The sequence below is a fragment of the Bacillus sp. FSL R5-0709 genome, from assembly GCF_038004785.1.
Lineage (GTDB): Bacteria > Bacillota > Bacilli > Bacillales > Bacillaceae_G > Bacillus_A > Bacillus_A mycoides.
In genome coordinates this window covers 4,039,361-4,052,069 of record NZ_JBBORT010000001.1, presented here as the reverse complement: position 1 = coordinate 4,052,069, position 12,709 = coordinate 4,039,361, and the positions used below count along the sequence as shown (strand labels likewise).

Here is a 12,709-nt window from a genome sequence, read left to right as displayed (position 1 = left end):
ATATATTTTATAATATAATTTCTGAAAATTGTATAAGGTTTAATGAAAAAAAGAAAAGTAGATGATTAGTAGATTAAAAAAATTGTCCCTAGCGTAGTAAGTTTTTTTAGTATATAATAAAGGAAACGCTTTCATTTTTTGATTTGTTCACAAAATGGATGGAAAATCACATATTTACTATTGATATGTTACTTTATAATGAAACTAATTAAATATACATGCATACAATATTGTGAAATAAATAACATAAATAATCTATATAAATGTAAACGTTATCAAAAGAGAGGTGGAGACAATGAGTAAATTTTTCTTCAATCATAATCCAGCAACATTAGAGGATGGAAGACTGGTTAAGTATGCTGAAATTATTTATGGAGAAGGTGGCCGTTCTGTATTAGAAAATTTAATGGTGAAGGCATCTATCAGATTACGTGATCGTTATCCGAATAAATCTGACGAACAGATCTCGAACCTCGTAAATCAAGGCATCCATGATATGTTTCAAAAATACGTGAATGAGTAAGAGCAGCTACTGGCTGCTCTTATTTTTTTGTATAAGGATTGTGCCTCTAGCTGAAAATAAAGATGCATTTTGAAACATGCAAAAAGGAGGCGAAAAAGATGAGTAATGGAATTGGTCGTTCAAAAGAGAATCTTCCAACTGATGCAAACCATGTAAGTGCAAAGGATCGTGCATATCAGAAACGTATGACAGAGAAAAAACAGCAAGGGCGTAATGAAGATAGAGAATAGGCTGGGAACATATCTTAAAAGAAGCTCCTTCAATCTGAAGGAGCTTTCTTTAAGATAGAAAATGATTTGCGGTAACATAAAAGAGACCACCGTTTATAATTTGTATTGTAATGCGTGGTTCGTATTGTTCTTGTAATGCTTGCTTTTCAATTTCATAGCTTTCTGGAAGTTCATCGCTATCTTCGTAAAATCGATTTAAAAGGTCTAAATCGTGATTCCAACGCACTCTCGCTTCTTTTGCCCACGTGTGGTCATCTTCAGCGATTATACTTTTTAAAGCATCCTCTATACGTTGTAAGCCACTTTGTGGCTTAATGATAGGTGAGAGGGTAAAACAAAAGTCAGGTATTTTCGGTGTGAGTTTGATCTCTGCTAAAGTGTCATGAAAGTTTGCAATCATTGTCCCGGAAATAAGATGAATACCGATAGAATGAAGTATGTCTTTTTTTCGGTCGCATTGATAAGATACTTTTATATTTACACCAAGCCAAGGATGAAGGGGGGTATGAGTTGCCCCGCTATGTTTCACTTCCTCATATAAACGTATGTATGAACCTAGTTCTTTTGTTGTTTCAAATATTTGATGCAAACGGGGTGAACCGTAATGAATAAGTTCACCGTCGTTTTCTTCGTTTTCTGGATTTGTAATAAGAGTAAGGCGCATCGGGTTCGGAACGCCTCCTGTTTTTTCAAGATAGTGCCAATAGAAAGGGCGGTTCATTAATAATTTATCCATTTCAATTGTTAACTGCACGTCTAATAGGTGAGGGGAACGTTCTAAAATTTCGCAGTTATTCGCCTCAAAAAAGTTATATAAGTAATTATGAATTTCATTTTGCTGCATAGTCTTGCACCTCTGCTTCATTGCGCTTCGCAAAATCGATAATAGATGTTAAATTTTCCATCTTGATTCGAATTTCACCTTCGCTTTTTGAATGCGCGAAAATTTCTTGAATATGCGCATCAATATTTTTCATGTTGATTCTCGTTAAAATTTCATCGAGTTCACCGATTACACGTTCAAATAAATTAATTTTTTCATATAGTAGTTTTAAAATGTGCTCTTCAACAGTGTGCTTTGTTGCTAAGTTATAAATATGAACATCATTTTTTTGTCCAAGACGGTGAATACGTCCAATCCTTTGCTCGAGTCGCATTGGATTCCACGGTAAGTCGTAATTAATCATATGGCTACAAAATTGTAAGTTAATTCCTTCACCACCAGCTTCGGTCGCAATTAATACTTGGGCATGATTTTGGAAAAGCTCCTTCATCCAATCTTTCTTCCCGCGCTTAAATCCACCGCGAAATGGAACAGAGGAAATGCCATGTTGTTGTAAGAACCATTGTAAATACATTTGTGAAGCTCTATATTCAGTGAAGATAATGACTTTATCGTCAACTTCTTTTATAAGCTCTAGTGCTTTATTTGCTTTGGAGTTGAACGGAATATGATTAATTTTGTCCATCAGCACATCAATATGTGGGTCCTTTATGTAGTGCTCATTTTCTTTCTGTCTTTTTTCTACATGTTTTTTTAGTGAATAGTAAACAGCTTCACGACTACTACATGCTTCCCGTTTTAAAGTTAAGGATGAGAAAGCAGATGTGACGGCATCTTGTCCACGCCAATTTTCAATTTCATTATACAAAGCTTGTTCTTCTTCATTGAATTCAACGAAGATTGTTCGTACATGCCTCTTCGGCCAATCAATGCCAGTGTTATTGCGTCTATTTCGAACCATTACTTTATTGATAAGAGCTTTTAAATCTTCATCGGATTCAGTGGAACGATTTTTGGAAGCGTAATATTCTTCAAAATTAGATTGATTGCCTAAATGACCTGGTTTTAATAAAGAAACGAGGTTGAAGATTTCATCGATTTTATTTTGAACAGGAGTTGCAGTTAGTAATAAACAAAACTTCTTTTTTAATCGCTGTGCAAATTCATAGTTTTTTGTTTTATTATTTTTTAGTTTATGTGCTTCATCGATAATAATAAGGTCATACTCTAGGTTTAAAACGATATCGCGATGCGGTGAACGTTTCGCAGTATCGATTGATGAAACGATGACATCAGCTTGTTCCCAAGAATAACTTTTCTTTTGAGCGACCGCAGGAATAAAAAATTTTGTGTTTAGTTCATACGCCCACTGAGATACGAGAGAAGCTGGAACGAGAATGAGTACCTTTTTTACAAGTCCTCGAACCATATATTCTTTTAAAATAAGTCCAGCTTCAATCGTTTTTCCAAGTCCGACTTCGTCTGCTAGAATCGCTTTACCATTCATTTGTTCAATGACATTTTGAGCGACCTCTAATTGATGTGGAAGCGGCGTGAAATGTGATAAATGTTTCGGTGCTTGCAATCCATCAAAAGTAGGGACGAGTAACGATTTCTCTGTTTTATAAGCTAAATGATATAAATCCCAATTTGTCCAAGGACCATCTTCATCAATTCTTTTTAAAAAATTGTTTTGCCACGTTCGATCTACGGAAATATCGACATTCATTAAGACTCTCCCACCTTTTATAAACTAAAGTGATTATTTAAAAAATCTTTATTATAAGCCTCGTAATAAGGCGCTATCACAATTACTAAAAGTTAAAGAATAGGCAATGATAAAGGGCTAAATTTCAAAATTTGTATTTAATAAGATTAAGAATGAAAAATTCTAAATTATTTTTTATGCTAGAATATTGATGAAATATAGCGAATAATGTTAGGATAATGGTGTGAAATGTGTGGAATCTTTCGTATTTTATCCAAGAAAGTAACTTTTTATTTACGCTTTCATAAAAAAATATACTGAGATTCCGTATAACCTTATCTTTTCAGAATGAAAATGTTTAGATATGGGAAGCAACTTTTATTGATTTGTCAGAGCATAAGGGGGAAAGAGCATGATTACATTACAACGTACACCGTTATTTGATGTATACGCGAAGTATGGTGGGAAAACAGTCGACTTCGGTGGTTGGGAATTACCAGTTCAATTTTCAAGCATTAAAGAGGAACATGAAGCTGTACGTACAGGAGCAGGTTTGTTCGATGTATCTCATATGGGAGAAGTAGAGGTAAAAGGTGTAGATAGTTTAGCATTTTTACAACGTGTTGTTACAAATGACGTATCTACCTTAAAGGTAGGGGGCGCACAATATACAGCTATGTGCTATGAAAATGGTGGCACAGTAGATGACTTATTAATCTACAAACGTGGTGAAGAAGACTATTTATTAGTAATCAATGCATCAAATATCGAGAAAGATTACGAATGGTTAGCTAGCCATGTAATTGGCGATGCGAAAGTAGTCAATGTTTCTAGTGAAGTTGCGCAGCTTGCAATTCAAGGACCAAAAGCAGAAGGCATTTTACAAAAAGTTGTGTCAGAAGATTTGAAAGAAATTAAGTTCTTTAAATTTAAAAATAATATTCTTGTAGATGGAATTCCTGCACTTGTATCTCGTACAGGTTACACAGGTGAAGATGGATTCGAAATTTACTGTAAGAGTGAAGATGCAGCAAAACTTTGGGAGAAACTTCTTGAAGTGGGAGCAGAAGAGGGCTTAAAACCATGTGGCTTAGGTGCTCGTGATACACTTCGCTTCGAAGCAACACTTCCGTTATACGGACAAGAGTTATCAAAAGATATTACACCGATTGAAGCGGGAATTGGCTTTGCGGTAAAACCAAATAAAGAAGCAGATTTCTTTGGAAAAGAAACGTTAAAAGAGCAAAAAGAAAACGGTGCATCTCGTAAATTAGTCGGCATCGAAGTAATCGAACGCGGTATTCCTCGTACGCATTACCCTGTATTTATAGGAGAAGAAAAAATCGGGGAAGTAACGAGTGGTACACAATCTCCAACGTTAAAGAAAAGCATTGGTTTAGCACTAATTGATGTAAAATACGCAGCAGTTGATACAGAAGTAGAAATTGAAATTCGTAATAAACGCGTCAAAGCAGTAGTTGTTCCAACACCATTTTATAAACGTTCAAAGTAACGGGGAGAGGGGTAGATTTCATGTTGCATCGTTATCTTCCAATGACAGAAGAAGACAAAAAAGAAATGTTACAAACGATCGGCGTTCAAACGATCGACGAATTATTCTCTGATATTCCAGAGAGTGTTCGTTTTAAAGGGGATTTAAAAATTAAAGAAGCAAAATCAGAGCCAGAGCTGTTAAAAGAGTTATCTCAAATGGCTAGTAAAAATGCTAATTTAAAAGAATATGCTTCTTTCTTAGGAGCAGGTGTATACGATCATTACGCTCCAGTAATTGTTGATCATGTTATTTCTCGTTCAGAGTTTTATACAGCTTACACACCATACCAACCAGAAATTTCACAAGGGGAATTACAAGCAATTTTTGAATTCCAAACAATGATTTGTGAATTAACAGGAATGGATGTAGCAAACTCTTCTATGTATGACGGAGGTACAGCTTTAGCTGAAGCGGCAATGCTAGCAGCTGGTCATACTCGCAAAAAGAAAATTCTTGTTTCAGCGGCAGTTCATCCAGAATCAAGAGCGGTACTTGAAACATATGCAAAAGGTCAAAATCTTGAAGTTGTTGAAATTGATCATAAAAACGGTGTAACAGATTTAGAAGTATTACAAAGTGAAGTAGATGATACAGTTGCTTGTGTAATCGTTCAATATCCAAACTTCTTCGGACAAGTGGAAAAGTTAGCTGATATCGAAAAAATCGTTCATCAACAAAAATCATTATTTATCGTTTCTTCAAATCCATTATCATTAGGCGCATTAACACCGCCAGGAAAATTCGGTGCTGATGTTGTAATCGGTGATGCACAACCATTCGGTATCCCAACGCAGTTTGGTGGACCGCACTGTGGTTACTTTGCAACAACGAAAGCATTTATGCGTAAAATTCCAGGACGTCTTGTCGGACAAACTGTAGATTCAGATGGTAAACGTGGATTTGTATTAACGTTACAAGCACGTGAACAGCATATTCGTCGTGATAAAGCGACGTCTAACATTTGTTCAAACCAAGCGTTAAATGCATTAGCAGCTTCTGTTGCAATGACGGCACTTGGCAAACAAGGTGTAAAAGAAATGGCACGTCAAAACATTTCTAAAGCACAATATGCAAAACGTCAATTTGAAGCGAAAGGTTTCACAGTAACGTTCGCTGGACCATTCTTTAATGAATTTGTTGTAGATTGTAAACGTCCAGTTAAAGAAATAAATGATGTATTAATACAAAAGAATATTATCGGTGGTTACGACCTAGGCCGTGATTATAAAGAGCATGAAAACCATATGCTTGTAGCGGTAACAGAGCTTCGTACAAAAGAGGAAATTGACACACTTGTAAACGAAATGGGGGCTATCCAATGAAGAACCAAGACCAAGCACTTATTTTTGAAGTGACTAAAGAAGGACGCGTAGGATATAGCTTACCCAAATTAGATGTAGAAGAAGTAAAATTAGAAGATGTGTTTGAGAGTGATTATATTCGAGTAGAAGATGCAGAGCTTCCAGAAGTATCTGAACTTGATATTATGCGCCATTACACAGCGCTTTCAAACCGTAACCACGGTGTGGATTCTGGATTCTATCCACTTGGGTCTTGTACGATGAAATATAATCCGAAAATTAATGAAAACGTAGCTCGTTTCGCAGGCTTTGCAAATATTCATCCACTTCAAGATGAAAAAACAGTGCAAGGTGCAATGGAATTAATGTATGACTTACAAGAACATTTAATTGAAATTACAGGTATGGATACTGTTACGTTACAACCAGCAGCTGGTGCACACGGAGAATGGACAGGATTAATGTTGATTCGTGCATATCATGAAGCGAACGGTGACTTTAACCGTTCGAAAGTAATTGTTCCTGACTCTGCTCACGGAACAAACCCGGCGTCTGCAACAGTAGCTGGTTTTGAAACAATTACGGTGAAATCAAATGAACATGGTCTTGTTGACTTAGATGATTTAAAACGTGTTGTAAACGAAGAAACAGCAGCACTTATGTTAACAAATCCAAATACATTAGGCCTATTCGAAGAAAATATTTTAGAAATGGCAGAAATCGTCCATAACGCAGGCGGTAAATTATACTATGATGGTGCAAACTTAAATGCGGTATTAAGCCAAGCACGCCCAGGAGATATGGGATTTGACGTTGTGCATTTAAATCTTCATAAAACATTTACAGGTCCGCATGGCGGCGGTGGCCCAGGTTCTGGTCCAGTAGGTGTGAAAGCTGATTTAATTCCGTACTTACCAAAACCGATTTTAGAGAAAACAGAAAATGGCTATCACTTCAACTATGATCGTCCAGAAGCAATTGGGCGTGTGAAACCATTCTATGGTAACTTCGGAATTAACGTTCGTGCATACACATATATTCGTTCTATGGGCCCAGATGGCTTGCGTGCAGTAACTGAGTATGCTGTATTAAATGCGAACTATATGATGAGAAGATTAGCACCATTCTATGATCTTCCGTTCGATAGACATTGCAAGCATGAATTTGTATTATCAGGTCGTCGTCAAAAGAAACTTGGTGTACGTACATTAGATATTGCAAAACGTCTGCTTGATTTCGGTTACCATCCACCAACAATTTACTTCCCATTAAATGTGGAAGAATGTATTATGATTGAGCCAACAGAAACAGAATCAAAAGAAACATTAGATGGTTTCATTGATAAGATGATTCAAATTGCTAAAGAGGTAGAAGAAAATCCAGAAGTTGTACAAGAAGCACCACATACAACAGTAATAAAACGTTTAGATGAAACATTGGCTGCTCGTAAACCAGTTTTACGTTATGAAAAGCTAGCACCTGTACAAGTGTGATTGCAAAAAAAAGAACTCGCTACATGCGGGTTCTTTTTTTTGCAACATTGGTGCAGCTAGAATGAAAAAAATGTTAAAAATTTATATTTTTTGTTTCATATTGCTGTAAAGATGCGGTTTTATAGGTGATTTTGTTGAAAAAGTCGGTTTGATAAAAGTATTTATTTTTGTTAGAATTTTATTGAAATTAAGAAGATGTGATGAGGTAGAAATTACTCATTTTTATGTATATGTGAAAAAACGAGCAAGACGGGGGTGGAAGCGTGGGATATCGATGTTATAGAATGGTATACCATTTAGAAAATGGAGAAACAATTAAAGATGTAAAAGAATTTTGTTACCGAGACCAAGGGAAAGTGTTAGAAAGAGTAGCACACCGTGTAATGGATAATAGAGAAGTGACAGCGATTGATAAACAAGGAACAATCATTTCAATAGCGTGTGAGGACATTGTAAAGGTAGAACTTGATTACATAACAGAAAGTTAACCTTGAGTCATATCGAATTATTCGATACAATATACTGTTGAATGGTGAAGAGAGAAGAGAGGAGTTTATCATGGGTAATACACGACACTTTTATATGTTTATTTTAGCGTTTGTTCTTGTTGTGGCGTTAACGATTTATTTAATTGTTGATAGCAGCTGGTACAATACAGTTCATCCAGCATTCCTTCTTTTTATGTATGTAGGAATTGCGGTTGTTAGTTTCGGAATGAGAGACGAAATGTTAGATCGCTTTGAAAAGTGATACATATACGAAAGACCAACAGGAAAATGTTGGTCTTTTTTTCTTGCCAAAAATAGGATGGTGTGTATATACTGTATATATAAGGTATACACAGTATATACACACACTGGAGGAAAACATGAATATTATTATTTCGAATTCTTCCCAAGACCCTATTTATGTGCAAATAAGAAAACAATTAAGCCAGCTTATTTTAAATGGTGGTTTAAAGGGTGGAGACCAATTACCGTCTATTCGTAGCTTAGCGAAGGAATTACAAGTTAGTGTAATTACAACGAAGCGTGCGTACGAGGAGCTTGAAAAAGAAGGATATATAGAAACTGTTGCTGGGAAGGGGACTTATGTTTCACGTAAAAATAATGAACTACTAAAAGAACAGCGGCTACGTCTATTGGAAAGTAAAGCGGAAGGGATTGTGAATGAAAGTAAAGCGTTGCAGCTTTCACTTGAAGATTTACAACAGATGATTGCGTGTTTATATGAGGGGGAATAAGAGATGTTAGAGCTGAAAGATGTTTGTAAAACTTATCAAGATTTCTCAGTGAAAAATATAAGTTTTACATTGCCACGTGGATATATTATGGGATTTGTTGGACCGAATGGAGCGGGGAAAAGTACGACGATCAAAATGATTATGAATCTAATTAGAAAAGATAGTGGTGGTATAAAAATTTTTGGCAAAGACAATAAGAAAGCCGAAAAGGAAATAAAACAAAATATCGGTTTTGTATATGATGAAAATCATTACTACGAAGATTTAACGTGTGAACAAATGAAGCGTATTATTGCACCGTTATATAAAAAGTGGGACGAAAATCAGTATCAATCGTATATGCATAGATTACAAGTTCCGAAGTATAAAAAAATTAAAGAACTATCAAAAGGGATGAAAATGAAATTTGCGATTGCCATCGCACTTTCACATCACGCGGAGTTTATCATTATGGATGAACCGACAGCAGGATTAGATCCAGTTGTACGGAGTGAATTACTTGATATGTTGCAAGAGATTGTAATGGAAGATGAAGTATCTGTATTATTTTCAACGCACATTACAACAGACTTAGAACGTATTGCAGATTATATTACGTTTATCAATGATGGAGAAATTATATTTACTGGTGAGAAAGATGAATTAATGGAGAACTACGTAATTGTAAAGGGAAGTAATGATTTATTAGATCGAGACGGAAAAGAACTATTTGTCGGATTACGAAAAAATAAATTTGGTTTCGAAGGTTTAGCAAAGGATAAACAAGCAATTATCGACTGGTTTGGAAATGAGGTTGTAATAGAAAAGCCTACATTAGATGATATTATCGTCTACACTGCGAAAGGGAGAGGTGCCTATGCGTCAGCTCATATATAAAGATTTGTTCTTTTTTCGGGTAACGTGGTTAGTGAATCTTGTTGTGCCCTTTGTATTATTTATAGTAGATCCAAGTGGTGAATTGTTATTTTCGATGAGTTGTCTATTTATAACACTTTCATCCGTTATGACGTTAGTCCTTATGGATGAAAGGAATAAAAGTGACATTATAATAAATAGTTTACCGGTAAGTCGAAAGGATATCATAATTGCTAGATATATTTCCTGTGCAATATCCATTGTGGGTAGCATGCTTTCTACAATGTTAGTTGTTTTTCTTATAAGAGGCATTGTGGTCATTGGTGACATCGGTGCATATCATCCTAATCTATACATTGAAATTCCATGGTATGAAGTAATAAATGGAGTTGTTTACGCCGTATTTTTGGTTGTCACGTTTTTCCCTAGTTATTATGGTACAAAGTCGAAGGTAGTAAGAAGTATAGTATCAGCAGCATCAATAGGAGTGGGGGGAATCCTTTGGATATTTATTAGTGATGGGCTGAATGAAACAACACCTTCATTCATTGAGTGGATTATGAATCCTCTGCATATTGGTGTATTTATAATTGCATTCATTACATTAGTTAGTATGTATATCGCTTCTATGTTTCTTACAATTAAAATTTATGGAGCACGTGATTTGTAGAGAGGAGAATTCATATGCAACAGTTGATTTTAAAGGAGTTTTTCTTACATAAGAAGATGTTTCCTTTCTATTTTTTAATACCTATTTTCTCTGTTTTTAGGAATCCCGTCCAACCAATGGGGATTGCAATAGGATTATTTATAACATGTAGTACGATTATATATATTTCTTTTTATTATGACGAGAAAAGTAAAGCAGAAAAAGTATTAGTGAGTTTGCCTATAACACGACAAGAGATAGTTATAGCTAAATATATTTCAAGCACATTATTTATTATGGCTGGTTTGAGTGCAACTTTTATAGTCGTAATATTAAAAAATATTTTGTTGGACAGGGATATAGTTATGCCTGGATATGCAGTGTTTTCAGCAATAGTAGCAACTTTAATTTATTGTGTAGTAACGATACCTACTAATTACATTGGGGGATATAAAGCTATTACTGTCTTGAATGTGATTATGCTTTTTCCTTTAATGGGTATGATTGGTCTTATGTGCAATGTTTTTGGTGATAAAACAATTATGTTAAAAGTACTCCACTCTCAAGAGGCTACACTAGCAATGATTGTTCTTGGTATCGGAGTATTAGTAAGTATAGTCATATCAATGTTTCTCTCAATGAAAATGTTTCAGGAGGCAGAGTTATAGAAGGGACATTTTCATATTAGGAGGGGTAAAACATGATCAAGCAACTGGTCTTAAAAGATATAGTGTTGCAAAGAAAGTTAGGGTTTGTTTATCTTATATGTTTGTTTTTCCTTGCTATTGTTGATTTTCGTAGTGACAGCTTTCTTATGACGCTTAGCATAGCTATACCTTTTCTTGGTATGGTACTGTCGATGAGTTATGAGGGGAAAAATAAAAGTGAAATGATAGTAAATAGTTTACCGTTTGAGCGCAAAGAAATTGTCATAGCAAAATACATATTTTCAAGTATTTTAGTTGCTTTAGGTGGCATTTTCTCACTTGTAGTTGGTTTAATCCAGTTACAAAATGAGCATATAACTGTATTTATGCTATGGGGAGCGATTCTCGGAGGAATAACAGGTGGTTTTGTTTATAGCATGATCGTACTTCCTATTGAATTTTCAGTAGGATATAGCAGTGCAAAACAAATTGCTCCGTTCGCCGGACTTGCGTTGGGGTATTTAAGTGGACTGATTGTAAGTAAAGTGTGGTTAGATATAGAGAATGCCTGGAGCACGAGTCTAGTCGTAAATGTTTGTTTTATAGCTGGGCTGCTTCTTTTATATATCATGTCTATGTTATTCTCAATTAATTTGTATAGTGAGCGTGATTTGTAAGAGAGAGGAGAATAGTGTTGAAACAACTAATTTTAAAAGATTTCATCATTCAATGGAAATTTTTAATTTGGTACATATTGTATCCTGTTTTCTTTTATATGGCTTTAACAGATACGGAAAATCTGTTCATAATTATGTCAGTAATTATTACAATTGGGGCAACAGTAAAAACATTTGAAGCAGATAGTAAAAATGAGAGTGAAGTTATAGTAAGTAGTTTGCCAATATTCAGGAAACAAATTGTGTATGCGAAATATATAGTAGCAATTATTATTCTTTTTATAAGCGTAACGGTCGGTTGTTTCACGATGGGAATGAAGAATGGGGTTAACCTATTTGAATTTATTGAAACGACAATGGTTGCTAGTATTAGCTTTATTTTAGTGTATTTAAGCTTTGTTTTACCGATATCGTTTTGGCTAGGGTATAAAAAAACTATTTTTATTACGATAGTAATATTCATGGCGCCGATTGTTATTTTAGAAACTTTGTTTCAAATCAACCTGGAACAAATTCAACTATATAACAGCGTGTTATTCGTTAGTTCAATTTGCATGTTCATAGTATCTATCTTCGTTTCAGTGAAATTGTATGAGAAGAGAGAATTTTAAAAGGTGCCTCGTAAAAGGCACCTTCTTCAATAACGGCAATACGAGAGCAAAAGTTTATAAACAGAAAGGCTATTAGGCACATCTTTCGGAGTATGTAATATAAAGCTGAAAACGATAACGAAAATGAGAAAGAGGAAAAATAAAAATAGGATCTGCTTATGTATAGAATTTTGCATATAACCCACTCCTTTTTTAGGTAGTATGTCCAAAAGAAAGAAGGATATGAAAAATTTTAGGAGGGAGAATGATGAACAAAAGAAAATGGTTATATAGAATAGGAGTACTTTTATTTTCAATAGGTCTCACATTAGCAAATTTTTATTCGGATATACCACCGCTATTTCCTATTTTGCATAAAGGGATTGGTATGAGTGTTGTCATAGTTGGTTTGCTTTGTCTTATCGCATCAAATTTCTATAGAAAATCTAAATAG

Annotated in this window: 16 protein-coding genes and 1 pseudogene; 14 read left to right on the top strand and 3 right to left on the bottom strand. The window is 34.9% G+C overall.

Annotated features, from left to right (window positions below):
• Window positions 1-106 precede the first annotated feature (106 nt).
• Window positions 107-224 (bottom strand): annotated as a pseudogene (locus tag MKX37_RS20710) (GTP pyrophosphokinase).
• 71 nt (window positions 225-295) lie between these two features.
• Here MKX37_RS20710 and MKX37_RS20705 point away from each other — a divergent pair.
• Together MKX37_RS20705 and MKX37_RS20700 are read left to right on the top strand one after the other, a co-directional pair.
• A complete protein-coding gene (locus MKX37_RS20705) occupies window positions 296-523 on the top strand; it encodes a hypothetical protein (protein WP_000032698.1) in 228 nt (75 codons plus the stop codon).
• Between the two features lie 98 nt (window positions 524-621).
• Entirely contained in the window at window positions 622-753 is a 132-nt protein-coding gene (locus MKX37_RS20700; protein WP_002129080.1) for a hypothetical protein, read from the top strand.
• Window positions 754-802: 49 nt separating this feature from the next.
• Here the strand turns inward: MKX37_RS20700 and MKX37_RS20695 are convergent, their stop codons facing one another.
• Together MKX37_RS20695 and MKX37_RS20690 are read right to left on the bottom strand one after the other, a co-directional pair.
• Window positions 803-1,597, bottom strand: coding sequence for a YqhG family protein (locus MKX37_RS20695; protein WP_002088611.1), 795 nt, complete (start codon window positions 1,595-1,597; stop codon window positions 803-805).
• Window positions 1,584-3,266 carry a DEAD/DEAH box helicase gene (locus MKX37_RS20690; RefSeq protein ID WP_016120803.1) on the bottom strand — a complete coding sequence of 561 codons (1,683 nt, stop codon included), beginning with the start codon at window positions 3,264-3,266 and terminating at the stop codon, window positions 1,584-1,586. Before MKX37_RS20690 ends, MKX37_RS20695 begins: the two co-directional genes overlap by 14 nt.
• 391 nt (window positions 3,267-3,657) lie before the next feature.
• On the opposite strand from MKX37_RS20690, the gene gcvT reads away from it, so the two are divergent.
• The 12 genes from gcvT to MKX37_RS20630 all read left to right on the top strand — a co-directional run bounded on the left by gcvT (window position 3,658) and on the right by MKX37_RS20630 (window position 12,709).
• On the top strand, window positions 3,658-4,758 hold the full coding sequence (gene gcvT / locus MKX37_RS20685) for a glycine cleavage system aminomethyltransferase GcvT (protein ID WP_002034013.1): 1,101 nt from the start codon (window positions 3,658-3,660) through the stop codon (window positions 4,756-4,758).
• A gap of 20 nt (window positions 4,759-4,778) precedes the next feature.
• Complete coding sequence (gene gcvPA / locus MKX37_RS20680; protein WP_002015020.1) at window positions 4,779-6,122, top strand: aminomethyl-transferring glycine dehydrogenase subunit 1; 1,344 nt, start codon at window positions 4,779-4,781, stop codon at window positions 6,120-6,122.
• On the top strand, window positions 6,119-7,594 hold the full coding sequence (gene gcvPB / locus MKX37_RS20675; RefSeq protein ID WP_078421752.1) for an aminomethyl-transferring glycine dehydrogenase subunit 2: 1,476 nt from the start codon (window positions 6,119-6,121) through the stop codon (window positions 7,592-7,594). Before gcvPA ends, gcvPB begins: the two co-directional genes overlap by 4 nt.
• 284 nt (window positions 7,595-7,878) lie before the next feature.
• Window positions 7,879-8,082, top strand: coding sequence for a DUF3929 family protein (locus tag MKX37_RS20670; protein ID WP_000262495.1), 204 nt, complete (start codon window positions 7,879-7,881; stop codon window positions 8,080-8,082).
• Between the two features lie 70 nt (window positions 8,083-8,152).
• Window positions 8,153-8,344 (top strand): hypothetical protein, encoded by a 192-nt coding sequence (locus MKX37_RS20665; protein WP_002088608.1) that lies wholly within the window; start codon window positions 8,153-8,155, stop codon window positions 8,342-8,344.
• Window positions 8,345-8,462: 118 nt separating this feature from the next.
• The gene (locus tag MKX37_RS20660; protein WP_002184968.1) at window positions 8,463-8,837 is read left to right on the top strand and encodes a GntR family transcriptional regulator; all 375 of its coding nucleotides are present in this window, start codon (window positions 8,463-8,465) and stop codon (window positions 8,835-8,837) included.
• Between the two features lie 3 nt (window positions 8,838-8,840).
• On the top strand, window positions 8,841-9,713 hold the full coding sequence (locus MKX37_RS20655; RefSeq protein ID WP_078421751.1) for an ABC transporter ATP-binding protein: 873 nt from the start codon (window positions 8,841-8,843) through the stop codon (window positions 9,711-9,713).
• Window positions 9,694-10,362 (top strand): ABC-2 transporter permease, encoded by a 669-nt coding sequence (locus tag MKX37_RS20650; protein ID WP_033731257.1) that lies wholly within the window; start codon window positions 9,694-9,696, stop codon window positions 10,360-10,362. The genes MKX37_RS20655 and MKX37_RS20650 overlap by 20 nt, the downstream gene beginning before the upstream one ends.
• A gap of 14 nt (window positions 10,363-10,376) precedes the next feature.
• Window positions 10,377-11,009, top strand: coding sequence for an ABC-2 transporter permease (locus tag MKX37_RS20645; protein WP_003191399.1), 633 nt, complete (start codon window positions 10,377-10,379; stop codon window positions 11,007-11,009).
• 32 nt (window positions 11,010-11,041) lie between these two features.
• Window positions 11,042-11,665 (top strand): ABC-2 transporter permease, encoded by a 624-nt coding sequence (locus MKX37_RS20640; protein WP_078421750.1) that lies wholly within the window; start codon window positions 11,042-11,044, stop codon window positions 11,663-11,665.
• Window positions 11,666-11,679: 14 nt separating this feature from the next.
• Complete coding sequence (locus MKX37_RS20635; RefSeq protein ID WP_033728154.1) at window positions 11,680-12,276, top strand: ABC-2 transporter permease; 597 nt, start codon at window positions 11,680-11,682, stop codon at window positions 12,274-12,276.
• 247 nt (window positions 12,277-12,523) lie between these two features.
• Window positions 12,524-12,709 (top strand): hypothetical protein, encoded by a 186-nt coding sequence (locus tag MKX37_RS20630; protein ID WP_050000311.1) that lies wholly within the window; start codon window positions 12,524-12,526, stop codon window positions 12,707-12,709.